The organism is Allobosea sp. P4_E12 (assembly GCF_056401655.1).
Map to the genome: position 1 here is coordinate 97,491 of NZ_JBFUIY010000009.1, position 22,908 is coordinate 120,398.

Consider the following 22,908-nt stretch of genomic DNA (forward strand, 5'->3'; position numbering starts at 1 on the left):
ATTGGTCAGCGCAGCAGCGAGCGGCCGGTCATCTCGTCCGGCTGTTTTAGCCCCATCAATGCCAGCAGCGTCGGCGCGACATCAGCGAGCCTGCCATCGGCCAACGCCTTCGCATCGCCACCGATCAGCATCACGGGCACCGGAAACGTCGTGTGGGCGGTATGCGGCTTGCCGGTCACCGGATCGACCATCAGCTCGCTGTTGCCGTGATCGGCCGTGACGAGCAGGGCACCCCCCATCTGCTCGATTGCCTTGGCAATCCGGCCCAGGCCCGCATCGACGGTTTCGACCGCCTTGATCGCCGCCGAAAGCACTCCGGTATGCCCAACCATGTCGGGATTGGCAAAGTTCAGCACGACGAGATCATATCGCCCCGAAGTGATCGCCGCGACGGCGCGGTCCGTCAGCTCCGGCGCCGACATTTCGGGCTGCAGATCGTAGGTCGCGACCTTGGGAGACGGCACCATCACCCGGTCCTCGCCGGGATAGAGGCGCTCTTCGCCACCATTGAAGAAATAGGTCACATGCGGATATTTCTCGGTCTCTGCCATGCGGACCTGCATCCGCCCTGCCTTGGCGACGGTCTCTCCGAGACCGTTCGAGAGCGTCTGCGGCGGAAACAGCGCCGGCATGATCTTGTCGAGTTCGGCGCTGTAGGAGGTCATGCTGACCGCCCTGGAAAGCTTCGGCACGCGAGCCCGAGTAAAGCCCGTGAAATCCGGGTCGAGTACCGCGGCCAGAATCTCGCGAATCCGGTCCGAGCGAAAATTGAAGCTGAGCAACCCGTCGCCGTCCCGCATGCCGGCATATCCAGCGATCACGGTTGGAACGATGAACTCGTCATTGACGCCCTCCGCATAGGCGCCGGCGACCGCCTCCCCGGCCGTCGCGAAGGCCTTGCCCTCGCCCAGCACCATGGCGCGCCAGGCCTGCTCGACGCGCTCCCAGCGATTGTCGCGATCCATCGCGAAATAACGGCCCGACAGGCTGCCGATCACAGCCTCCTTCGGCAGGGCCGCGGCGAAATCGCGTACATACTCTGCCGCCGATTGCGGTGGGGTGTCTCGTCCATCCGTGAAGACATGGATGCAGACCGGGATACCCTGCCCGGTCAGAATCCGGGCCAGCGCCACGGCGTGATCCTGATGGGCGTGCACCCCCCCGGGCGAGACGAGGCCTAGCAGGTGGCAGGTGCCCCCTGTATCCCTGAGTTTCGCGACAAGCCCGGTCGCGTCCAGCGCCTGCGCGATCGACTTGTCCTGGATCGCCTGGTTGATCCGCGGCAGGTCCTGCATGACGACGCGCCCGGCGCCGAGATTGAGATGGCCGACCTCGGAATTACCCATCTGGCCTTCCGGCAAGCCGACATCGAGCCCCGAAGTCTTCAGGAAAGCGCGCGGCGCACTGGCCCAATAGCGATCGAAATTCGGCGTGTTCGCCAGCTTCACCGCATTACTGGTTTCATCCTCGCGCCAGCCCCAGCCATCGAGGACCATCAGCATCACGGGGCGGTTCGACATGCGGCAACCTGTGGGCATCAAGGAAAAACTGCTTGTGCGGATATCACGCACCGCGCCGCCAACGCGAGTGCTAAGAAGAAGCACCGATCCCCGATCCCGCGGCAAGGGAACCGCCCATGGCGCTCAAAGCCCTCGTTTTCGACGCCTATGGCACCTTGTTCGACGTCCAATCCGTTGCCGGCGTCACTGACGAGGCGTTTCCCGGCCATGGCGAAACGATCACCCAGATCTGGCGGCTGAAGCAGCTCGAGTACACCTGGCTCAGGGCGCTGATGGGCCGCTATGAGGATTTCTGGACGGTCACGCGCGACTCGCTCGACTTCACGTTGGCGACACTCGGGCTGGTGGCGACGCCCGATCTGATCGCCAGAATTGCGGCAGCCTATGACGCGCTCGCGCTCTACCCGGAGGCAAGGCAGGCACTCGAGGAGCTTGCGGGCTTCCGCCTCGCCATTTTCTCGAATGGCAGCCCGGCCATGTTGAAGCGCCTCGTCGCCCAGGCCGGAATCGACAAGTTGCTGGAAACCGTGATCAGCGTCGACGAGATCGGCGTCTACAAGCCGGACCCCCGCGGCTATGAGCTGGTAGAGAAGCGACTGGGCCTTGCTCGCGAGGAGATCCTCTTCGTTTCCTCCAACGGTTTCGATATCGCCGGCGCCAAAGCCTACGGCTTCACCGTCGCGCGCATCGAGCGCATTCCCGCATCGGCCTTGCGCGCCGAGCTGGCGGCCCCCGGCGGGATCGGCCCCACGGCACTGTTCAAGGCTCTGCGCATGCAACCGGAACGGCTCGGGGCGGGCGCCGACCTTACTATCGCCAGGCTGACGGATCTTGCAGCTTACGCGACGAAACAGCGGTAAGACCCGCTCGATCACCCTGCGCCAGGAGACCCAATCGATGATCAAGTTCTACTATCATCCGTCGCCGAACCCCGCGAAGATCGCGCTCTTCCTTGAGGAAGCCGGGCTGCCCTACGAGATGGTGCCGGTCGATACCCGGCGTGGCGACCAGTTCAAGCCCGAGTTCCTGGCGATCAATCCCAATGCCAAGACGCCAGCCCTGACTGATGGCGACGTCACGATCTTCGATAGCAACGCGATCCTGCTTTATCTCGCGGAGAAGACCGGCAAGTTCCTCCCCGAGAGCACACCGGCGGCACGAGGCCAGATGCTCTCCTGGTTGATGTTCGTCGCCACCGGCATCGGCCCCTATTGTGGACAGGCCGTGCATTTCACCCGTTTTGCGCCTGAGAAGATCCCCTACGCAATCAACCGCTACTCGCGCGAGGCCGAACGACATTGGGGCATCATCAACGACCAGCTCGGCAAGCATCGTTACATGCTGGGAGACAGCTACACGCTGATCGACATGTCGGTCTGGGGCTGGTCGACGCGCGCGGCCTTCGCGCTCGGTGAAGAGGCCTTCGGCAAGCTGACCAACGTCAAGCGCCATCTCGATGAGATTTCCGCTCGCCCCGCCGCTCAGCGCGCGGTGGCATTGAAGGATCAGTTCGCCTTCAAGACGGAATTCGACGAGGAAGCGCGCAAGTTCCTGTTCCCGCAGAACGCCCATCTCGTCGCGTGAGCCAAAGCCCGAGCGGGCCGGCTCACGCCGGTTCGCTCAGGCCGCGATCACGAAATCGAACCGGCCGAGACGCCCACCTTCGGCAGCGCGGATATCCATCAGCAGCGCGCGATCGAAGATACCGTCGCGCGCATTGCCGGGCTCGCTCGGGAAATAGAGCTGGGTCGTCAGGACCGGCCCCTGTCCCGCCCGAACCTTCACATGAAAATGTCGTGTCCGGCCGGGATAGAGGCCGGGCATGCGGGTGATGAACTGGTACCGGCCCTGCGCGTCGGTGAACTGGTGGCCTCGGAAGAGAAAGCCCGCATTGTCATAGTCGCCGCTCGCATTGGCATGCCAGAGATCGACCAGGGCTCCGCCGACCGGGCGGCATTGCGGCGTCAGCACGAAACCGGACAGCACCAGCATCTCGCCTGGCCCATCTCCGCGCAGATCCCGCTTGAGCGGGGAGGACGCCGTGAAATACGGCCCCTCGGTCTGGCGCCTGGTAACCGCCGCCCTACCCTCACAGGCAGGCGTCATCGGAAGTTCCGCTCCTTGGGCCCGGGCAGGTTCGGGACGAGACAGCGCCGCGAGCCCGGCCGCAGCGAGCGCGGAAGCGACGAGATCACGGCGGTTGAACCCAATTTGCGGCATCGCGCACTCCCATCCCGGATCCCAGTTTGGTGCCCCTCCCCTTGGGGTGAAGACCGGAGCCGTGCCAAAATATGGACGCAGCGTTCCGGGAAAGCAGTGGCAGAATGGCCCGTTTCACGGCACTGTGACCGCCGATTCCGCGTGCTCCGGTCTGGGTCGCGACGCGGCGAAGGAAACCGTATGCCGACCGATATCGAAATTGCCCGCGCAACCGAACTCACGCCCATCGCCAGCATCGCCGAAAGGGTCGGGATTCCCGAAGAGGCCCTTCATCCCTACGGCAAGTACATCGCAAAGATCGATGGCGCCGCGATCCCGGATTTCGAGCAGCGTCCAAATGGAAAGCTGATCCTCGTCACGGCGATCAGCCCGACGCCCGCCGGCGAGGGCAAGACCACCACGACGGTTGGCCTCGGCGACGGCCTGTCTCGCCTCGGCAAGCGTACCATGATCGCGCTGCGCGAACCGTCGCTCGGTCCCTGCTTTGGCATGAAGGGCGGGGCCGCCGGCGGCGGCTATGCGCAGGTCGTGCCGATGGAACAGATCAATCTGCATTTCACCGGCGACTTCCACGCCATCACCAGCGCCCACAACCTGCTCGCTGCGCTGGTCGACAATCATATCTATTGGGGCAATGCGCTCGACTTCGATGCCCGCAATGTTGCGCTGCGCCGCGTCATGGACATGAATGATCGCGCCTTGCGGCAGATCGTGTCGTCGCTGGGCGGCAATGGCAACGGCTATCCACGCGAGGACGGCTTCGACATCACTGTCGCCTCGGAAGTCATGGCGATCTTCTGCCTCGCTCGCGACCATGCCGATCTCGAGGACCGGCTCGGCCGCATCGTGGTCGGCCGCAGCCGCGACAAGCGCGCGATCACTGCCGCCGAGCTGAAGGCGACCGGCGCGATGAGCGTCCTCCTCAAGGATGCGCTCATGCCGAATCTCGTGCAGAGCCTGGAAGGAACGCCCGCCTTCGTCCATGGCGGCCCCTTCGCCAATATCGCCCATGGCTGCAACACGGTGATCGCCACGCGCGCCGCACTGAAGCTCGCCGATTATGTCGTGACCGAAGCCGGCTTCGGAGCCGATCTCGGCGCGGAAAAGTTCTTCGACATCAAATGCCGCAAGGCCGGCCTCAAGCCGGCCGCGGCTGTCGTGGTCGCGACCGTCCGCGCGCTGAAGATGCATGGCGGCGCAGCCAAGGATGCGCTCGGCCAGGAGAACCTGAAGGCGCTCGAAGCCGGGCTCTCCAATCTGACGCGCCATGTCGTCAACATCCGGAAATTCGGCGTTCCGCCGATCGTCGCGATCAACAATTTCGACAGCGACACCCATGCCGAGCATGAGCTGATCCGCCATTATTGCCGCAACCATCTTGGCGTCGAAGCCGTGATCTGCCGGCACTGGGCCGAAGGCGGCGCGGGCGCAGAGGAGCTGGCGCGCAAGGTCGCCGCACTGGCCGACGATGACGAGGCGGATTTCGCGCCGCTCTATCCAGATGCCATGCCGTTGCGCGACAAGCTGCAGACCATTGCCGAAGAGATCTATGGCGCGGCTGGCATCTCCCACGACGCCAAGGTGGGCGCGCGCTTCGCGGAACTCGAAGCTGCCGGGCATGGACACCTTCCCGTCTGCGTGGCCAAGACCCAATACTCCTTCTCGGCCGATCCCACGTTGCGCGGCGCTCCCTCGGGCCACATCGTTCCGGTCCGTGAACTTCGCCTCTCGGCCGGGGCCGGATTCGTCGTCGCGATCTGCGGGGACATCATGACCATGCCCGGTCTGCCCCGGGAGCCCGCCGCAGAACGCATCCATATCGATGCGGAAGGACAGATCGAAGGCCTCTTCTAAGCTTTTGCGGCTGGATTGGACACTGGCACGGGTGATTTCTAGCTTCACCCGTGCAAGCATCGTGACAGAAACAGGCCGAATCAAACGCGTCGAATCACGACATCCAGTTAGGTTCGGCGGACGCTGTCGGGGCACTGCTCGGGATGAGGGCGAATATCGCGCGGCCGGCCTTCACCTCGGGGTTGAGGGGCCGGGTTCTCGTCTTGACCCTGGCCGCCCTGCTTGCGGTCGCCATCCCCTCGACCGCAGCTCTTCTCTGGATCGTCAACGCGACGGTCGAGAAACTCGGCACGCTCTTCGCCGAGAAGCAGATCCTGTTCGATCGCTATCGCGGGCTGGAATCCCTGATGCGGGAGGTCTCGCTGGCCGAAACGGTGGCGCGCTCCCCAGCCATTCTTGCCTGGGCGGCAGATGAGAACGATCCCGAGAAATCCGAGCGCGGGCTCGCTGAACTTGAGCATTACCGGCTCTCGTTCAAGGATCGCAGCTATTTCGTCGTGCTCGACGGCTCCGGAAACTACTACTTCAACGACAAGCAGAACACTTACGAGACCGCCCGCAGGCGCTACACCCTCTCACGCGAGAACCCGCGCGACGGCTGGTACTACAAGACGGCGGCGCTCGGCTCCGGCTGCCACCTCAATGTCGACCACGACGACAATCTCAAAGTCACCAAGGTCTGGATCAACTGCATCATCAGCAAGGGTGACAAGCAGCTCGGCATCATCGGGACCGGCGTCGATCTCAGCCAGTTCATTCGCGAAGTCGTCGATATCCCGCAGGTCGGCGTGCAGAGCATCTTCGTCGACCGCAACGGCGCGGTGCAGGCGCATCGCGATCCGCGCCTTGTCGACTTTCATAGTCTGACAAAGGACCTCAAGGCCAAGAAGACGATCTTTGCCCTTGTCGACGAAGAAGCCGACCGTGCGGCGCTGACCGGCATGATGGCTGAGGTCGCGCGGGGTGAAGCCCCCGTCCGCTCACGCTTCATGACCGTCAGCGGCCGCGAAACGCTCGTCGGAGTGGGCTATCTCGACCGCCTGGGCTGGTTCAACATCAGCCTGATGGATGTCGACCAGATCATCGATCGAAGGCTGTTTCTTCCGATCGCATTGCTGCTGGCCACCATCCTGATGACTGCCGCCACACTGATGACCTTGCTGTTCAAACGCAGCGTTCTCGACAGGCTGGCGCGGATGGAAGCCTCCGTGATGCGCGTCCGCGCCGGCTCGTTCACAGCTTCCGACACTGACGCCGGCCATGATGAGATCGGCCGCCTGTCGCGCGCCCTCGAGGAGATGGCACGCGCGGTTAGCGACAATACCGACCGACTCGAGGCAATGGTACGGGAGCGCACCGAGACGCTCGAGCATCTCGCCCATCACGACCCGCTTACCTCGGTGCTGAATCGACGTGGCTTTGAAGGGGCCTTTGCCCAGGAGCAGAACCGGGCCCTTCGCACCGGGCGCCCGACGGCGCTCGCCCTGGTCGATCTCGATGACTTCAAGACGATCAACGATACCTATGGCCACCAGGCCGGTGACCGGGTGATCATCGAGGTCGTACACCGCATGTCCGCCGTGCTGCGCAACTATGATATTTGCGCCCGCTGGGGCGGCGACGAGTTCATCCTGCTGATCGCCGACAGTTCGCTCGCCTCGCTTTCGGCGATTGCCGCCAAGATCGTCAGCGAGATCAGGGCAGCCCCGATCGAGCTTAATGGGGCGCAGGCGATCACCGCGACCGTGAGCATCGGCGCCTGCATCGTCGGCCCGCTGGAAACCCTGTCGAGCGCGGCCGCCCATGCCGATGCCGCGCTCTATGCCGCCAAGCATGGCGGCCGCGACACCTTCGTCGTCTACGACCCCGCGCTGCACGGCCAGACGGGCCATCCGACGCTGCGGCTCGGCTGATCAGGCGAAGGCGAGCTGCACCTTCATCGCCCGCGACTTGTCGCCAGCCAGCTCGAAGGCCTCGACGGCCCGCTCGACCGGGATCGACGCCGTCAGCAGCGGAGAGAGATCGACGCTGCCCGAGCCGATCATCGCCACGGCCCAGTCGAACTCCTCATGGAAGCGGAATGAGCCCCGCAGATCGAACTCCTTGGCGACCAGCACGTTCATCGGCAGGGTGAAATTGCCGCCGACGCCGATCTGCACAATGACCCCGCCGGGCCGCACCACGTCGAACGCACCCGTCAGCGCATGCTGGTTACCCGAGGCCTCGAACATCACGTCGAAGGTTCCCTTCTCCGCGCCGTACTCCGCCTTGAGCCGCTCCGGCTCCACCATGACGTTGATCGCGCCCGTCGCGCCCATCTTCAATGCCGTCGGCAGCGGACCGTCGACAACGTCGGTCGCGACGATCTCGGAGGCTCCCGCCGCCCTGGCAGCGACCACGGTGAGCACGCCGATCGGCCCGGAGCCGGTCACCAGGACCCGCTTGCCGAGGAGGGGGCCAGCGCGCTTGGCGGCATGGAGGCAAACCGAAAGCGGCTCGGCGAAGGCGGCCTGCGCCGCCGGCACATGCGCAGGCAGCTTCACCGCCTGCCGCTCCTCGACGACGAGCACATCGCGAAACCCGCCCTGGACATGGGGGAAGCGCATGGCGCTGCCATAGAACAGCATGTCGGTGCAGTGTTGCTGCTGGCCTGCCTGGCAGTAGCGGCAACGCCCGCAAGCCCGGCTCGGATTGACGGCGACACGGTCCCCCGACCTGACCCGCGAGACCTCGCCGCCGACCGCCTCGACCGTCCCTGCGATCTCGTGGCCGAGGATCATCGGCTCGCGCACGCGGATCGTACCGAAGCCACCATGCTGGTAGTAGTGCAGGTCCGAGCCGCAGATCCCGCCCGCCTCGATCCGCACACGCACATCCAGCGGTCCGAGTTCCGGCACGGGCCTTTCCTCGACCCGCAGGTCCTTCGCGGCGTGGATGACGACTGCGCGCATGGCGGTTCTCCCAGGGAAGGCCTTGCCGGATTCGGCCGATCTGCAATTGTCTAATCGATTGAAAGATGCTTACCCAAGCTATGCGGGCCCGCGCAAATCGAATTTCTTCGGCCATACCTGCGCCATCGAGGATACGCCATGTCGCTTTCGCTGTTCAGCCTTGAAGGCAAGATCGCACTCATCACCGGTTCGGGCCAGGGCATCGGCCTCGCCATGGCCGAAGGTCTGAGCGAAGCTGGGGCACATGTCGTGCTCAACGGCCGCGACAAGGGCAAGCTCGAGACCGCACGCGCCGCGATCGCCAATTCCGGCCGCAAGGTCTCGATCTCTGCCTTCGACGTCACCGAGCAGCAGGCCGTCGAGGCGGCCATTGCCACGATCGAGGCCGAGGTCGGGCCGATCGACATCCTGATCAACAATGCCGGCACGCAGAAGCGGGCGCCCTTCACCGAGTTCCCCGCCGAGGACTGGCATTACCTGATCAATACCAATCTCCATTCGGTCTTCTATGTCACGCAGGCCGTGACGAAGCGGATGGTGCCGCGCGGCCGGGGCAAGATCGTCAATATCGGCTCGGTGATGAGTGAGCTCGGCCGGCCCACCATCGTGCCCTACACCGCCACCAAAGGCGCCGTGAAGATGATGACACGCGGTCTCGCCGCCGAGCTCGGCAAACATAACATCCAGACCAACGCGATCGGCCCCGGCTACATCGTCACCGAGCTCAACAAGGCGCTGATCGCCGACGAAACTTTCTCAGGCTGGGTCAAGAGCCGGACGCCCGCCGGGCGCTGGGGCGAGACTAAGGAACTGGTCGGCGCCGCGATCTTCCTCTCATCGGCAGCATCCGACTATGTCAACGGCCATCTGCTGATGGTCGATGGCGGCCTGACATCGGTGGTCTGACCTCCGGTTCAGCCCGCAGCATTAGCCTCGCTCTGCCGCATCCGGCTCGGCGGCAGACTATGGAAGCGCCCCCAGGCCCGCCGCAATTGCCGAGGTGAAGCAAAGCCGGCGCGTTCAGCGACCGCCTCGATGTCGAGGCGGGAACCGGTCAGCAACTCTCGCGCAACGGCAACCCGCATCCGATTGACATATTCGGTGACGCTCATGCCCGCATGTTCGTTGAACAGGCGCGAGAGATTGCGCGGGCTCGTTGCGGCGGCATCGGCAAGCGTACTCACCGACCAGTCGCGCACCGGGTCGGCCGCCACCGCATCCTGTGCCCGGTGCACGGAAGGGTGGATGTGGTTGCGGCCTTCGAGCCAGGGCGAAAGCTGCGGATCGGCGCCGGCACGCCTGAGATAGACGACGAGATAGCGTGCAACTGCAAGCGCGCAGGCATGCCCCGCCATCCCCGCCACGACATGCAGCATCAGATCGATACCGGCTGTAATCCCGGCACTGGTCAGGCGCTCGCCATCCTCGACATAGAGCCGGTTCTCAAGGATTCGGGCCGCCGGCGCAGCCTCGGCGAGTTCGCTGAGGCAGTCATAATGCGTGGTGCAATCATACCCGTCGAGAAGCCCGGCGCGGCCCGCGAGCAGGGCTCCGGAGCAGATCGAGATGAAGCGGATGCCCGGACGAACCGCCCGCCGCAGCCACTCGACGATCTGCCCCTCCTGGACCGCATCCTCCTCCCGGCTCGAGCCCTGATGGCCAAGAGGCGCATCGGCACTGCCGGGCAGGACAAGCAGCGAGCCGTCTGGCAGGGAGGCTGGTAAGGGACCGATGGCTGTCATGCCAAGGCCGATCGAACTCCAGACATCAGGCAGCGGCCCGGCATAGGTCACGGTGAAGCGCAAGGCGTCCTGTTCCAGATTGGCCCGGCGCAGCACCTCGATCGGTCCGGCGACATCGAGCAGCAGCACGCGCGGTGGTACGAGCACATAGACCGGCACCTCGACGGGCTGCTGCTCGCGCGTCATGCTGCCAGCTTCTTGCTGCGCTGAGTGAGAGCGTCCTCGACGGTGGCGATGCGCGCAAAGCGATCGGCCAGAACAAGCTCCGTCCGCGCCCGTATTTCGGCTGCGCTCCACTGACGGCCGGCGGCATCGGTCATCGGGAAGGTCAGGGTCGCCTCGCCGACATAATCGACCTCATAGCCGAGGTCCGACGCGTGGCGCGTCGTGGTCTCGCAGCACTGCTCGGTGCGGATGCCGGAGACGATCACGCGGCGAATGCCATTCTCGGTCAGCCAGACATCAAGCCCACTGCCAACGAGCGCGCTGTGCCGCCCCTTGCGAAAGACGGCATCTGGTTCGAGCGTGAGCGGCGCGAGGGTCTTCACGTAGCCGGAACTCTCGGCGAAGGGACCGGTCGGGTCGACGTGGAAAATCTGGACGACAGGGATGCCAGCTTCCTTGGCTCCGTCGACGAGCGCCTGAAGCCGCGTGATGAAGGGCGACACATAGGTCTCTTCAAAATAGGCACGCTGCCGGAAGGATTCCTGGACATCGATCACGAGCAAGGCGGTATCAGAGGACATTTTGCATCTCCCACTTGAGGTATGGGCTTATGCTAAAGCTCTGAGTAATTGGCGAAATACCAGATCGAGACGAAGGGCGGACAAATCACGCCATGACGATAGACGATGCCTCGCTCTCCCGGCAAGCCGGAGCTAGTCACCGTTTTTCTCCCTCGCCTTCCTCGCCAGCCTCTCGAACTCCGCGCGCATCGCCTCGAGCTTCTCCTCGTCGAGTTCCTCAAGGTCGAGCAGCTCCTCCCGAGCCCCCTCAAGCCGAAGAATAAGCTCGTCGAGCTTGATCTGCATCGCTGCGGTGTCGCGGTTCTGGCTGTTCTGGATGATGAAGACCATCAGGAAGGTGACAATCGTGGTCGAGGTGTTGATCACGAGTTGCCAGGTGTCATTGAAGCCGAAGAAGGGCCCCGACGCTGCCCAGACGATGATGATCGCTAGCGCCAGGAAGAAGGTCTGGGGCTTGCCGGCCAAATGGGCCGTGCTCTGGGAAAGGCGCGTGAAGAAGGAGCGTTCCGCGATCGCAGAGCGGCTCGATGGCATGATTGCTTCCCCCGCATGCGGAACGGTTACGTTCATCAACACGGGGCGGGCCAGTCCGTTCCCGGCGCCTGGGAACGGCTGCGATCCACGTCAGGGGGTCAGGCGCTGGGCGTGCCAGGAGATGTGCTGCGCCATGAAAGTGGAGACGAAATTGTAGGAATGGTCGTAGCCATCCCGCATGTGGAGCTCGAGCGGAATACCTGCGCTGACGCAGGCCACTTCGAGCAGCCACGGCCGCAACCCCTCCTGCAGGAAGCCGTCGGCCGTGCCCTGGTCAACCAGGAGGTCCTTGACCCGGTGGCCGTCCGCGATCAGCGCAGTACTATCGTAACGCCGCCAGCCCGCCTCATCGGAGCCGAGATATTTTTCAAAGGCCGGCCGCGACCAACCCGCCGTCGAAGGCTGCGTGATTGGTGCGAAGGCTGAGACCGAATGAAAGCGATCGGGATTTTTCAGCGCGAGGGTGATCGCGCCGTGCCCCCCCATGGAATGGCCAAAGATGCCCTGCCTGCTCATGTCGACGGGAAAGTTGTGAGCGACGATCTCGCTCAGCTCTGTGAGGAGATAGCTCTCCATCCGGTAGTTTCGGGCATAGGGCTCCTGGGTCGCATCGAGATAGAAGCCCGCACCGGAGCCGAACTGCCAGTTGTCGGGCTCGTCCGGCACGCCGTCGCCGCGTGGCGACGTGTCCGGGCATATGATCGCGATGCCGTTCGCGGCCGCGGCAGCGCGGTACTCGCCCTTGTCCATGACGTTCTGGTGCGAACAGGTCAGCCCCGACAGATACCAGAGCACCGGAACCGGGCCATCTTCGATCTGTGGCGGCAGGAAGATCGCGAAGGTCATCGGACAGGCGCAGACCGCGCTCTCGTGTCGGAAAACGCGCTGCGAGCCGCCGAAAGCCTTGGAGTTCGAGAGGAGTTCCATGATGTCCCTTTCGGTCGTTCGCGACGCGCAGTCCAAGCCTGATCCACATCATCATCCCTGCCGCGGTGAAGCGGAGATCAGGGATGATGACGGGTTTCCATGGAAGGTCGATGCGGCGGAAGAGCGGCCGGCTCAGTACACGACGACCGAGCGAATCGACTTGCCCTCATGCATCAGGTCGAATCCGTGATTGATCTCGTCGAGGCTGAGCTTGTGGGTGATCAGATCATCGATGTTGATCTTGCCCTCCATGTACCAGTCGACGATCTTCGGCACATCGGTGCGCCCACGGGCGCCACCGAAGGCTGTGCCTTTCCAGACCCGCCCGGTGACGAGCTGGAACGGCCGGGTCGCGATTTCCTTGCCGGCTTCGGCAACCCCGATGACGATCGATTCACCCCAGCCGCGATGGCAGCATTCCAGCGCCTGGCGCATCACGTTGGTATTGCCGGTCGCGTCGAAGGAAAAGTCGGCGCCGCCGCCGGTCAGATCGACGATCGCCTGCACCACCTTGTCGTTGCCGATCTCGGCCGGATTGATGAAGTCGGTCATGCCGAATTTCTCGGCCATGGCGCGCTTGCCGGGATTGATGTCGACACCGATGATCTTGTCGGCACCGACCATGCGGGCACCCTGGATGACGTTGAGGCCGATGCCGCCGAGCCCGAAGACCACGACATTGGCGCCGGGCCAGACCTTGGCGGTGTAGATCACCGCGCCGATCCCCGTCGTCACGCCGCAGCCGATATAGCAGATCTTGTCGAAGGGCGCGTCCTCACGAACCTTCGCCAGCGCGATCTCGGGCAGCACCGTGAAATTCGCGAAGGTCGAGCAGCCCATATAGTGGAAGACCTCGCCGCCATCGCAGGAGAAGCGCGATGTGCCGTCCGGCATCACGCCCTGGCCTTGTGTCGAGCGGATCGCGGTGCAGAGATTGGTGCGGCGCGACAGGCAGCTTTTGCAGCTGCGGCATTCCGGCGTGTAGAGCGGAATGACGTGGTCGCCTGGCTTCAGCGTCGTGACCCCGGCGCCGACCTCGCGCACGATGCCGGCGCCCTCATGGCCGAGGATCGCCGGGAACTTGCCCTCTGAATCGAGCCCGGAAAGCGTGTAGGCGTCGGTGTGGCAGATGCCGGTCGCCATCACCTCGACCAGGACCTCGCCCGCCTTCGGGCCGCCGATCTCGATGGTTTCGATGGTCAGCGGTTTTCCGGCCTCCCAGGCAACGGCGGCGCGTGTCTTCATGATCATATCCTTGCAGAGGGCCAGCGCGAACGGCGATGGCGCGTGGGCTGGAAGCCTGGTCAGTGGAGGCGTGTCCCGACTGCGAACGCCTCGGCCAAGCACAAATAGGGCGAAGGGATGGAGGCTTTGTCAACGCGGCCCGACTTGGAGCCTCACAGTCTTGCGGAGTTGCGAAATGCAAACGGCGCGGATCGATGATCCGCGCCGTTCCTTACGAAACTGGAAAGCCAGCTGGTCAGTACTTGCGCACGACGGGCGCCTGGTAGGCGACCGGAGCCGGAGCCGCGCAGCAATCGGGATCGCCGAAATTCCAGCGCATGCCGATGCGGATGTCGTGGCTCTGGATGTCCTTGGCCTTCAGCGGCCCATAGGATTCCGTCAGGAATGCATTTTGAATGCGCCCAGACTGGGCATCGCCCAGATTGAGGTAGCGATACCCAACTTCAAGGGTCAGGTTCTTGTTCACCTCATAGCCGAGCCCCGCCATGAGCGCCCAGGCGACGCCGGAACGGGTGCCGTTGCTCGCGGTGCCCAGCGTCGGGGAAACCGGACCGAAAGGCTCATTGGCAAACACGATGCCCTGTTCGGTCAACCCCGAGATGCGGTTCTGCGCATAACCGATACCGGCGCCGATATAGGGCGTCAGGCAGTTCCAGGTGCCGAGATCGACATAGGCGTTGAACAGGGCCACCATCGAGGAGAGGTTGCCCTTGTAGGTATTTGTCTGGGTGCCATTGGCGAAGGAGTTGAAGAGCTTATCATTGACCCCAATCGCCCCTCCGCCGCGATACTCCCATGTACCATCGATGCGGAACCAATTGTTGAAGCGGTAGCCCACGCCGACGCCACCGAAAAAGGCCGTTTGATCGGTTTTATTGAAAAGCACGCCGCCGACAGCCGCAAGGTCGTCCTGCTGGTACTTGCCGACGGTCTGCAAACCGACACCTACATCACCGCGCAAATACCAACCGGACCCAATCGTCCCGCGCAGGGCAACAGGCTCAGGCGGTGGAGGCAGCAGAGGGGCGAGGTCGGCAGCAGAGGCCACTGCGGAGCCTCCGAAGGCCATGGCGCCCGCCAGCGCGAGAATTTTCAGGCTGCCCATGGCAGAGTCCCTCGAGTTTGCGCGACGCGATACTCAGCTCGCGCGTGTTACCGACGGGAAGGACCCTGGCACGAATTCCTTAAACGACGCTTAACCTTACCGCTTAACCACGAAATCTCGTGCAAACGAGCAAACTCTGTGCATTCTCAAGGTGGAATGCACAGGGACCTGCCCTAGCTTCAGGATGATCCTTGACCGAAAACGCAGCCCGCCGGCTACGTCAGGCTGCGGCCTTGGTCACCGCATCGACGATGTCATCGACAGCGCGCATCACCAGGTCGCGGTCATCGCCTTCGGCCATCACCCTGATCACCGGCTCAGTGCCTGACGGACGAATGACGAGACGCCCGCTATCCCCGAGCATTTGCCTGGCGGCCTCGATCGCGTTGACGACCGGCTTCTCCGTCAGGGGCTGGCCCTGCTTGTAGCGCACGTTCTTGAGGATCTGCGGCAGCGGCTCGAAGCAGTGGCAGACTTCCGAGACCGGCTTGTCCATCCGCTTCACCACCGCGAGCAGCTGCAGCGCCGCCACGAGCCCGTCTCCGGTCGTCGCATAGTCGGAGAGGATGATATGGCCGGATTGCTCGCCGCCAAGGTTGAAGCCGTTCGCCCGCATATGCTCGAGCACATAACGGTCGCCCACAGCGGTGCGCTCAAGACTCAGGCCGAGTCCTGCGAGATAACGCTCCAGCCCGAGATTCGACATCACGGTCGCGACGATGCCAGGCGCCGAGAGACGACCGTCCTCCTGCCAGCTGCGCGCAATTACGGCCATCAGCTGGTCGCCATCGACGGCATGTCCCTGCTCGTCGATGATCAGCACGCGATCAGCGTCGCCATCAAGGGCGATGCCGATATCGGCGCGCAGCTCGCGCACCTTCTGAGCCAAGGCATCCGGCTTGGTCGAACCGACATCCTTGTTGATGTTAAAGCCGTCCGGCTCGACCCCGATGGCGATGACCTCGGCCCCGAGCTCCCAGAGCGCCTCGGGCGCAACCTTGTAGGCGGCGCCGTTGGCGCAATCGACGACGATGCGCAGCCCGTCGAGATTCATGTTGCGCGGCAAGGTGCGTTTGGCGAATTCGATATAGCGCGCATGGGCGCTGTCGATGCGCTTGGCACGGCCAAGCATCGCAGCCTCCGAAAGCTGCGCTCCGAGATCGGAATCGATCAGGGCGGCGATCTCGCTCTCGACCTCGTCATTGAGCTTGTAGCCGTCGGGACCGAACAGCTTGATGCCGTTATCCTCATAGGGATTGTGCGACGCCGAGATCATCACGCCGAGATCCGCGCGCATCGAGCGCGTCAGCATCGCGACCGCCGGCGTCGGCATCGGACCGAGCTGCAGCACATCCATGCCGACCGAGGTGAAGCCGGCGATCAGCGCCGTCTCGATCATGTAGCCCGAGAGCCGCGTATCCTTGCCGATCACCACGCGGTGGCGGTACTCGCCGCGCCGAAACGCGATACCGGTTGCCTGGCCGACCCTGAGCGCCAGATCGGGCGTGATCACGCCATTGGCGCGGCCGCGGATGCCGTCGGTTCCAAAATATTTGCGCGTCATATCCAGTCGATCCAGATGGCGGCCATGATGGGAGCTTCGCGGACAACCGGGGCGCGGTTGCAACCAGCCCGCTCCCGGCCCTGTTGAGTTCTTCTATAGCGGGACATGCGTTCCGCCTTGTCACGTTTTATGACGAATTTTATCATGGGCAACGCCGCCGGAACGAAGACGGGAACGACCGCGCGGGTCTCGTCCCCAACTCGGTCACACGCAACAGCCCCACCTAACCATTGATCGCAGGCAAAGAAAAAGGCGGCCAATATGGCCGCCTTCATGTGTCAGGTCCGACCGAGGCCGTTCAGACCAGCGGCTGCGGCTCCAGACCAGCGTCAGGCTCGTCGCGCTTACGGCCGCGGCCGGCACTCGGCACCGCCGAGCCGCGCGGCGCCGACGGCGTATCGTCAGCATCGCGGGTCGGGCGCTTGCCGGCGATCAGATCGCGGATCTCGTCGCCGGTCAGCGTCTCGAACTCGAGCAGCGCCTCGGCCACGTGGACGAATTCCTCATGGTGTTCGTTGAGGATCTTCTTGGCGTCCAGATAGCCCTGGTGGACGAGCTTGCGCACTTCGCTATCGATCTTCTGCGCGGTCGCTTCCGACACGCTCTGGGTCCGGCCCATCGACATGCCCAAGAAAACCTCTTCCTGGTTGTCGCCATAGGCGACCAGGCCGAGTTCATCGGAATAGCCCATCTGCGTTACCATGGCCTTGGCCATCTTGGTCGCCTGCTGGATGTCGCCGGTGGCGCCCGAGGTGATGTTCTCCTTGCCGAAGGTGATCTCCTCCGCAACGCGACCGCCCATGGCCACCGCGAGCTGCGAGGTGAACTCCTTGAACTTCATCGAATAGCGATCACCCTCCGGCAGGAACTTCACCATGCCGAGCGCGCGACCGCGCGGGATGATCGTCGCCTTGTGGACCGGGATGCCGGCGGGGACATACAAGCCCACGATGGCGTGGCCGGCCTCATGATAGGCGGTCAGCTTCTTCTCTTCCTCGGACATCGCCATGGATTTGCGCTCGGCGCCCATCATGACCTTGTCCTTGGCATCCTCGAACTCGGCATGGGTGACCATGCGCTTGCCGCGGCGAGCCGCCAGCAGCGCCGCCTCGTTGACGAGGTTCATCAGATCGGCGCCCGAGAAGCCAGGTGTTCCGCGCGCCAGGATCTTGAGATCGACATCGGGAGCCATCGGCACCTTGCGGACGTGCACGCGCAGGATCTTCTCGCGGCCGGCGACGTCGGGATTCGGCACGACGATCTGGCGATCGAAGCGACCGGGGCGCAACAGCGCCGGATCGAGCACGTCCGGGCGGTTCGTGGCGGCGATGATGATCACACCCTCATTCGCCTCGAAGCCGTCCATCTCGACGAGCAGCTGGTTCAGGGTCTGCTCGCGCTCGTCATTGCCGCCGCCGAGACCGGCGCCGCGGTGACGACCGACCGCATCGATTTCGTCGATGAAGATGATGCAGGGCGCGTTCTTCTTGGCCTGCTCGAACATGTCGCGCACGCGGCTCGCGCCGACGCCGACGAACATCTCGACGAAATCAGAACCCGAGATCGTGAAGAACGGCACATTGGCTTCGCCGGCGACGGCACGCGCCGTCAGCGTCTTGCCGGTGCCGGGAGGACCGACGAGCAGCACGCCGCGCGGGATGCGCCCACCGAGCCGCTGGAACTTCTGGGGATCGCGCAGGAATTCGACGATCTCCTGCAGATCCTCCTTGGCCTCGTCGATGCCCGCGACATCCTCGAAGGTGACGCGACCATGCGCCTCGGTCAGCAGCTTGGCCTTGGACTTGCCGAAGCCCATGGCGCGACCAGCACCATTCTGCATCTGCCGGGACATGAAGATCCACAGGCCGATGAAGATGACGAAGGGCAATGAATTGACGAGCAGCGCCATGAACCAGGGCGTGCCCTCCGACGGAGCACGCGCCGAGACCTGGACCCCCTTCTGCGCCAGCGTCTTCAGCAGAGCCGGGTCGCCATAGGGAGCGTAGGTGACGAAGCTGCGGCCGTCCGAAAACGTGCCCGAAATCTCCTGGCCTGCGACCACGACATTGGAAATCCGCCCGGCTTCGCTCTCGTTGATGAGCTGGCTATAGGGGATTTCATTGGTGCTGGTGCGTTGGCTCGGGCTCTGGAACAGCGTCACGAGCGCCAGAACCAGCAGGAAAATCACCACCCAGAGGGCAAAATTACGGAAGTTCGGATTCATTCTCTGTCCGATCGGGCCGCCCGGTCCAACCGGAAAGGGCCAAGGGTTTCAGGCGTTAATCTAGGAGCGGCAAAGCCCCTTGCCAAGGGAAACAGCAGATTTGAACCAGGCTCATCGCGACGCAGGGTGAACGCCCCGTCTGCGCGCCGGTTCCGGCGCCAGCGTCAGGACACCGTCCCGATCGAGCGCGAGTACACACCCCGATAGTGTCCGCGTCATGGCCGTGCCCCGCCGTGCCGCCTCCAGAAGCGTGAACACGCAGCCTTCCAGCCGCTCGAGCCGCGATAGTTCTGCATTCGATCCAGGCACCAGGGCGAGCGCCTCGGCCATAACCCGCAGGGCAATTTCCTCGGGAAGATCGACCAACGCGCCGAAGCGCAGCCGCGTCACCCCGGTCCCCTCCCCTGCGAATATGAGCGACGGCAGCAGAAGGGCGACGTGGTGCTCTATCGCCGCATCCATGCGCGCCAGCCTCGCAGCCAGGACCGCCAGACGTTCGGCTGTGAGCCCCTCGTCGGCCAGCATCGGCATCAGGATCCGCCAACGCGCGCGCTCGAACCGCGGATCGGCATTGCTCGGGTCACGAATGTAGGAAAGCCCCCTCGCCTCAGCGGTCGCGATGAGACGCGCTTTCGGTACGGCAAGCAGCGGACGTGCCAGCACCGTGCCACCCTTGCGCACCCTGGCCCGCATACCGGCGAGCCCGCTCGGCCCGGAACCGCGCGCCATCCGCATCAGCAGCGTCTCGGCCTGGTCGTCGAGCGTGTGCGCCGTGACCAGCACTGCACCACCGAGAGCCTCCGCATGTGCCGCCAGCAGGGCATAGCGCGCCTCTCGTGCCCGCTGCTGGATGCCCGTCGCAGGTTTCGGCCCTGCCCAACGCAGGATCACATGGGGAACCCTCAGCCCGGAGCAGAGCGCGCCGACGGCTTCAGCTTCGCTCGAGGACGTCTCGCGCAGGCCGTGATCGACCGTCGCGGCATGAAGCGCGGGCCTAGCGGGCTGCTGCGACCAATCGTGCAACAGGGAAAGCAGGGCAACGGAATCTGGGCCGCCCGAGACCGCAATCAGCAGGCGCGTTTCACCCGCGAGCCCGGCGAAGAGCGCAGCCGCCTCGCCGGCTGAAACCGGAAGATGCTCAGGATCGCTGGAAGCCAGCGCGCTCAAGCGCAGCGAGCGCGGCGCCGTTCGCGCTCGACACCCTGCCGCACGGCATTGGAAGCGGAAGGATAGTCGACGCCGACCTTGGCATAGGTTGCGCAGGCCTGGTCGCGCGCGCCAAGCCCATTCAGCGACATGCCGAGCTTGAGCAGGCTGTCGGCGCCCTTGCCGGCGCGCGGATAGTCACGCGAGATCTTGAGGAATTGCTCGGCAGCCTCGCGATAGCGCTGGCGCTGGAAATAGCTCTCGCCGAGCCAGAAGGTGGCGTCGGCGGCGAGCCGATCGCGCGGATAGCTCTGCAGGAACTGACGAAAGCCCATTTCGGCCTGCTCGTATTCCTTGCGCAGGACATAGGAATAGGCCGTGTCATAGCTGTCCTTGGGGCTCGGCGCCGCGCCCGTCRCCGCGACGCTCGGTCCGCCACGCGGTCCGCCCTGCGGCAGCGCACCCTGCGGGACCTGTCGGCCGACGCCCTGAAGGTCGAGCGGTCCCTGGCCACCACCGCCCGCCCCGGCGAATTCGTCCTCGATAATGCCTTCCATGCTGCCGAGCTGACGCGGCGCCCCCGAGCCACCCGGGTGCGTTGAGGGGTCGAAGGCATCATTCCGACGCGGACGACCCGGCTGCGTCGCCGGCGGCTGGGCAACCGGCCCTGGCGCGGCGCCACTCGGGCGAGCGCCACCGCTGCCGCCGCGCTCGTTCAGGCGGAAATCGACATCCTCCTGGAACTTGCGGAGCTGCTCGGTGAGCCGGCGGTTCTCGAACTGCAACTGCTCGATCTGGCCAGACAGCGCTCGGACCTGGTTTTCCAGTCGCCCGGTGCGCACGGTCAGCTCGGCTGCATCCTGCGCTGCAGCCGGCAACGCAGCCCATGCAATGGCCCCGAAGGCGACAGCAGCCAGCAGTCGCGCCCGGCTGGGTAGAAAGGCAAATTCTCGAACCATCATGAAGACCGGACTGTTTCTCTCAAGTGACGGGTTATCACACGCTGTCACCGCGGCCAAAATATGAAAAGGCCGGCACTTCCGCAGGGAAAGTGCCGGCCTCGATAGATTTCAGAAAGCCGGATGCTCAGACGCCGCCGGCGCCATCGAGCACGGTCACGGAACGGCGATTCTGCGACCAGCAGGAAATGTCGTTGCAGACTGCCACCGGGCGCTCCTTGCCGTAGGAGATCGTACGCATCCGATTGGCCTGGATGCCGCGCGAGGTCAGATAGTCGCGCACCGTCTGGGCGCGGCGAGCGCCAAGCGAATAGTTGTATTCGCGGGTGCCGCGCTCGTCGGCATGGCCCTCGACGGTGAATGTGTAGCGCGGGTAGCGCTGCAGCCAGGAGGACTGCTTGTCGAGGGTCGAAACGGCCGTCGGCGTCAGGTCGGTCGAGTCGGTCTCGAAGAAGACGCGGTCACCGACATTCACGACGAAGTCCTGGGCGCTGCCCGGGGTGGCCGCGCCGCCGGCTCCAAAGCCGGCTTCGGCGTTCTGGTCCTTGGCGCAGGCGCCCAGTGCGAGCGTGGCGGCGATGGCGGCGGCGAAACGGGCAGTGCGCGGGCTGGCGAGCGAGGCAAGCAGCATGTTGATTCTCCAGGCGGGTCTAGGTTCCGCAATCAGAAAGTCTGAAACTCAGACACATCAATGATGTGTCAACCTAAACGAGACCTTGCCAAATCAAGGCGAAGTGGCGGCATTGCGGCGTATGGTTAACCAATTGCAGCGAAATGCAGCATTCTCCGAGCTGTTGCGCGACAGCAACAGATTGCCGCCTCAGCGCGCCGTCGTCAGCAGCGGAGACCAGCTCGGATCCGAGGCGAAAGCCGGTGTCGGCACCGGCACTTCGACCCGGCCCGTGATATCGACCATGTAGAGCTTGCCGCCGGATTGCCCGCCTGGATCACGGAAGAACATGATGTACTGACCGTTCGGCGCCCAGTTCGGTGCTTCGTTGTGGAAGCCTTCGGTCAGGATACGCTCGCCCGAGCCGTCCGGCCGCATCACGCCGATGGCGAAGCCGCCACCACCCTGGCGCGTGAAGGCGATCAGGTCGCCGCGCGGCGACCATGACGGCTGCGAATAGGAGCCCTGGCCGAAGGAGATGCGTTTGCCCTCCCCGCCGCCGAGCGCCATCACATAAAGCTGCTGCGAACCGCCGCGGTCGCTCTCGAACACCATCTGGGTGCCGTCAGGCGAGAAGGAGGGCGAGGTGTCGATTGCGCCCGTCGAAGTCAGCCGCGTCGTCGTGCGCGAGCCGATATCGATCATGTAGAGATTTGCGTTGCCGCCCTGCTGCAGGCTGAGCGCGATCTTCGCGCCATTCGGCGAGAAGCGCGGGCTCGAGGTCATGTCGGGGAAATTCCCGACGACCTGACGCTGTCCGGTTTCGATATTCAGCACATGCACGCGCGGCTGCTCGCCGGTGCGCTGTGCCATATAGGCGACTTCCTGCGCCACAGGCGAGTAGCGCGGGGTCACGACCGAGACCTCGCCATTGGTCAGGTAGCGGACATTGGCGCCGTCCTGATCCATGATGGCGAGCCGCTTGCGCCGGTTTTCCTTCGTCCCGGATTCGTCGACGAAGACGACGCGGGTATCGAAGAAGCCGCCGACGCCCGTGACCTTCGTGAAGATCGCGTCCGAGATGATATGGCCGACCCGCCGGCTGTTGTTCGGGTCGGTGAAATATTGCTGCCCGTCGATCTGCTCACCGGTGACGACGTCCCAGAGCCGGAATTCCGCACGAAGCCGGCCACCGTCGCGCGAGACGCGGCCCGTCACCAGCCCCTGCACGCCGGCGGCCTTCCAGGCCTCGAACTGCGGTACCGCATCGAAGGCCGGGTTCTTGTCGGGGTGGCGCGACTTGTCGATCGGCTGGAAATAGCCGGAACGCTTGAGATTGTTGGTGATCACGCCGGACACCATCACGCCGGCCTCGCCGCCGAAATCGGCGATCGCGATCGGCATGGGCTGGAAAGTACCCTTGCGCAGGTCGATCACCAGTTCCGCGCGCGCAGCCGCCGGCACCAGCAGCGGCAAGGACATGGCCGATCCGGCAAGGGTCAGCGCGTGGCGGCGCGTCAGCCCGGAACGGGTCTGACCGGCGCCCTTGATCATGGAGTTG

Annotated in this window: 21 protein-coding genes; 5 read left to right on the plus strand and 16 right to left on the minus strand. The window is 64.3% G+C overall.

The genetic code is table 11. The annotated features are described in order from the left end of the window. Positions 1–5: 5 nt before the first annotated feature. Positions 6–1,520: a 2,3-bisphosphoglycerate-independent phosphoglycerate mutase gene (gpmI, locus tag AC1DW9_RS13700; protein ID WP_476776068.1), complete on the minus strand. Its 1,515-nt coding sequence runs from the start codon at positions 1,518–1,520 to the stop codon at positions 6–8. 116 nt (positions 1,521–1,636) lie between these two features. On the opposite strand from gpmI, the gene AC1DW9_RS13705 reads away from it, so the two are divergent. Then, positions 1,637–2,380, plus strand: coding sequence for a haloacid dehalogenase type II (locus AC1DW9_RS13705; RefSeq protein ID WP_476776069.1), 744 nt, complete (start codon positions 1,637–1,639; stop codon positions 2,378–2,380). A gap of 37 nt (positions 2,381–2,417) precedes the next feature. Beyond that, positions 2,418–3,104 carry a glutathione S-transferase family protein gene (locus AC1DW9_RS13710; RefSeq protein WP_441488240.1) on the plus strand — a complete coding sequence of 229 codons (687 nt, stop codon included), beginning with the start codon at positions 2,418–2,420 and terminating at the stop codon, positions 3,102–3,104. A 36-nt stretch (positions 3,105–3,140) separates the two neighbouring features. Here the strand turns inward: AC1DW9_RS13710 and AC1DW9_RS13715 are convergent, their stop codons facing one another. After that, positions 3,141–3,740 (minus strand): dioxygenase family protein, encoded by a 600-nt coding sequence (locus tag AC1DW9_RS13715; RefSeq protein WP_476776070.1) that lies wholly within the window; start codon positions 3,738–3,740, stop codon positions 3,141–3,143. Between the two features lie 180 nt (positions 3,741–3,920). Between AC1DW9_RS13715 and AC1DW9_RS13720 the strand changes: the two genes are divergently transcribed. Both AC1DW9_RS13720 and AC1DW9_RS13725 read left to right on the plus strand, forming a co-directional pair. Continuing rightward, complete coding sequence (locus AC1DW9_RS13720) at positions 3,921–5,594, plus strand: formate--tetrahydrofolate ligase (protein WP_476776071.1); 1,674 nt, start codon at positions 3,921–3,923, stop codon at positions 5,592–5,594. A gap of 143 nt (positions 5,595–5,737) precedes the next feature. After that, positions 5,738–7,507 (plus strand): sensor domain-containing diguanylate cyclase, encoded by a 1,770-nt coding sequence (locus AC1DW9_RS13725; protein WP_476855113.1) that lies wholly within the window; start codon positions 5,738–5,740, stop codon positions 7,505–7,507. Here AC1DW9_RS13725 and AC1DW9_RS13730 read toward each other — a convergent pair whose 3' ends face one another. Next, the gene (locus tag AC1DW9_RS13730) at positions 7,508–8,545 is read right to left on the minus strand and encodes an L-idonate 5-dehydrogenase (RefSeq protein ID WP_441507013.1); all 1,038 of its coding nucleotides are present in this window, start codon (positions 8,543–8,545) and stop codon (positions 7,508–7,510) included. It lies immediately after the preceding gene. A 138-nt stretch (positions 8,546–8,683) separates the two neighbouring features. Between AC1DW9_RS13730 and AC1DW9_RS13735 the strand changes: the two genes are divergently transcribed. Continuing rightward, positions 8,684–9,451 carry an SDR family oxidoreductase gene (locus tag AC1DW9_RS13735; protein ID WP_476776073.1) on the plus strand — a complete coding sequence of 256 codons (768 nt, stop codon included), beginning with the start codon at positions 8,684–8,686 and terminating at the stop codon, positions 9,449–9,451. Between the two features lie 8 nt (positions 9,452–9,459). On the opposite strand, the gene AC1DW9_RS13740 is transcribed toward AC1DW9_RS13735, so the two are convergent. The 13 genes from AC1DW9_RS13740 to tolB form a co-directional block, all read right to left on the minus strand. Next, on the minus strand, positions 9,460–10,473 hold the full coding sequence (locus AC1DW9_RS13740; RefSeq protein WP_476776074.1) for a GlxA family transcriptional regulator: 1,014 nt from the start codon (positions 10,471–10,473) through the stop codon (positions 9,460–9,462). Further along, positions 10,470–11,033: an isochorismatase family protein gene (locus AC1DW9_RS13745; protein ID WP_441488233.1), complete on the minus strand. Its 564-nt coding sequence runs from the start codon at positions 11,031–11,033 to the stop codon at positions 10,470–10,472. The genes AC1DW9_RS13740 and AC1DW9_RS13745 overlap by 4 nt, the downstream gene beginning before the upstream one ends. Positions 11,034–11,165: 132 nt before the next feature. Then, positions 11,166–11,567, minus strand: coding sequence for a low affinity iron permease family protein (locus AC1DW9_RS13750; RefSeq protein WP_441488232.1), 402 nt, complete (start codon positions 11,565–11,567; stop codon positions 11,166–11,168). Positions 11,568–11,657: 90 nt separating this feature from the next. Then, entirely contained in the window at positions 11,658–12,494 is an 837-nt protein-coding gene (fghA, locus tag AC1DW9_RS13755; RefSeq protein ID WP_441488231.1) for an S-formylglutathione hydrolase, read from the minus strand. A gap of 132 nt (positions 12,495–12,626) precedes the next feature. Further along, positions 12,627–13,739, minus strand: a complete 1,113-nt coding sequence (locus AC1DW9_RS13760; RefSeq protein WP_441507009.1) for an S-(hydroxymethyl)glutathione dehydrogenase/class III alcohol dehydrogenase — start codon at positions 13,737–13,739, stop codon at positions 12,627–12,629. 235 nt (positions 13,740–13,974) lie between these two features. Then, the gene (locus AC1DW9_RS13765; protein ID WP_476776075.1) at positions 13,975–14,844 is read right to left on the minus strand and encodes an outer membrane protein; all 870 of its coding nucleotides are present in this window, start codon (positions 14,842–14,844) and stop codon (positions 13,975–13,977) included. Positions 14,845–15,064: 220 nt separating this feature from the next. Then, positions 15,065–16,408 (minus strand): phosphoglucosamine mutase, encoded by a 1,344-nt coding sequence (gene glmM, locus AC1DW9_RS13770; RefSeq protein WP_113513340.1) that lies wholly within the window; start codon positions 16,406–16,408, stop codon positions 15,065–15,067. Next, positions 16,405–16,683, minus strand: coding sequence for a hypothetical protein (locus AC1DW9_RS13775; RefSeq protein ID WP_476770885.1), 279 nt, complete (start codon positions 16,681–16,683; stop codon positions 16,405–16,407). Before AC1DW9_RS13775 ends, glmM begins: the two co-directional genes overlap by 4 nt. A gap of 23 nt (positions 16,684–16,706) precedes the next feature. Beyond that, positions 16,707–18,632, minus strand: coding sequence for an ATP-dependent zinc metalloprotease FtsH (ftsH, locus tag AC1DW9_RS13780; RefSeq protein WP_113513338.1), 1,926 nt, complete (start codon positions 18,630–18,632; stop codon positions 16,707–16,709). A gap of 111 nt (positions 18,633–18,743) precedes the next feature. Beyond that, positions 18,744–19,799 carry a tRNA lysidine(34) synthetase TilS gene (gene tilS, locus AC1DW9_RS13785; protein WP_476776076.1) on the minus strand — a complete coding sequence of 352 codons (1,056 nt, stop codon included), beginning with the start codon at positions 19,797–19,799 and terminating at the stop codon, positions 18,744–18,746. Beyond that, positions 19,796–20,740 carry a tol-pal system protein YbgF gene (gene ybgF / locus AC1DW9_RS13790; RefSeq protein ID WP_476855114.1) on the minus strand — a complete coding sequence of 315 codons (945 nt, stop codon included), beginning with the start codon at positions 20,738–20,740 and terminating at the stop codon, positions 19,796–19,798. The genes tilS and ybgF overlap by 4 nt, the downstream gene beginning before the upstream one ends. Positions 20,741–20,864: 124 nt before the next feature. Then, a complete protein-coding gene (gene pal / locus AC1DW9_RS13795; protein ID WP_069879425.1) occupies positions 20,865–21,368 on the minus strand; it encodes a peptidoglycan-associated lipoprotein Pal in 504 nt (167 codons plus the stop codon). A 189-nt stretch (positions 21,369–21,557) separates the two neighbouring features. Further along, positions 21,558–22,901 (minus strand): Tol-Pal system beta propeller repeat protein TolB, encoded by a 1,344-nt coding sequence (tolB, locus tag AC1DW9_RS13800; RefSeq protein ID WP_441488350.1) that lies wholly within the window; start codon positions 22,899–22,901, stop codon positions 21,558–21,560. Positions 22,902–22,908: the final 7 nt, after the last annotated feature.

Excerpts from the sequence above, each read along its gene's own strand:
- gpmI (WP_476776068.1), bottom strand. The coding sequence starts at position 1,520 with ATGTCGAACCGCCCCGTGATGCTGATGGTCCTCGATGGCTGGGGCTGG.
- AC1DW9_RS13705 (WP_476776069.1), top strand. The coding sequence starts at position 1,637 with ATGGCGCTCAAAGCCCTCGTTTTCGACGCCTATGGCACCTTGTTCGAC.
- AC1DW9_RS13710 (WP_441488240.1), top strand. The coding sequence starts at position 2,418 with ATGATCAAGTTCTACTATCATCCGTCGCCGAACCCCGCGAAGATCGCG.
- AC1DW9_RS13715 (WP_476776070.1), bottom strand. The coding sequence starts at position 3,740 with ATGCCGCAAATTGGGTTCAACCGCCGTGATCTCGTCGCTTCCGCGCTC.
- AC1DW9_RS13720 (WP_476776071.1), top strand. The coding sequence starts at position 3,921 with ATGCCGACCGATATCGAAATTGCCCGCGCAACCGAACTCACGCCCATC.
- AC1DW9_RS13725 (WP_476855113.1), top strand. The coding sequence starts at position 5,738 with ATGAGGGCGAATATCGCGCGGCCGGCCTTCACCTCGGGGTTGAGGGGC.
- AC1DW9_RS13730 (WP_441507013.1), bottom strand. The coding sequence starts at position 8,545 with ATGCGCGCAGTCGTCATCCACGCCGCGAAGGACCTGCGGGTCGAGGAA.
- AC1DW9_RS13735 (WP_476776073.1), top strand. The coding sequence starts at position 8,684 with ATGTCGCTTTCGCTGTTCAGCCTTGAAGGCAAGATCGCACTCATCACC.
- AC1DW9_RS13740 (WP_476776074.1), bottom strand. The coding sequence starts at position 10,473 with ATGACGCGCGAGCAGCAGCCCGTCGAGGTGCCGGTCTATGTGCTCGTA.
- AC1DW9_RS13745 (WP_441488233.1), bottom strand. The coding sequence starts at position 11,033 with ATGTCCTCTGATACCGCCTTGCTCGTGATCGATGTCCAGGAATCCTTC.
- AC1DW9_RS13750 (WP_441488232.1), bottom strand. The coding sequence starts at position 11,567 with ATGCCATCGAGCCGCTCTGCGATCGCGGAACGCTCCTTCTTCACGCGC.
- fghA (WP_441488231.1), bottom strand. The coding sequence starts at position 12,494 with ATGGAACTCCTCTCGAACTCCAAGGCTTTCGGCGGCTCGCAGCGCGTT.
- AC1DW9_RS13760 (WP_441507009.1), bottom strand. The coding sequence starts at position 13,739 with ATGAAGACACGCGCCGCCGTTGCCTGGGAGGCCGGAAAACCGCTGACC.
- AC1DW9_RS13765 (WP_476776075.1), bottom strand. The coding sequence starts at position 14,844 with ATGGGCAGCCTGAAAATTCTCGCGCTGGCGGGCGCCATGGCCTTCGGA.
- glmM (WP_113513340.1), bottom strand. The coding sequence starts at position 16,408 with ATGACGCGCAAATATTTTGGAACCGACGGCATCCGCGGCCGCGCCAAT.
- AC1DW9_RS13775 (WP_476770885.1), bottom strand. The coding sequence starts at position 16,683 with ATGAAGGCGGCCATATTGGCCGCCTTTTTCTTTGCCTGCGATCAATGG.
- ftsH (WP_113513338.1), bottom strand. The coding sequence starts at position 18,632 with ATGAATCCGAACTTCCGTAATTTTGCCCTCTGGGTGGTGATTTTCCTG.
- pal (WP_069879425.1), bottom strand. The coding sequence starts at position 21,368 with ATGCTGCTTGCCTCGCTCGCCAGCCCGCGCACTGCCCGTTTCGCCGCC.
- tolB (WP_441488350.1), bottom strand. The coding sequence starts at position 22,901 with ATGATCAAGGGCGCCGGTCAGACCCGTTCCGGGCTGACGCGCCGCCAC.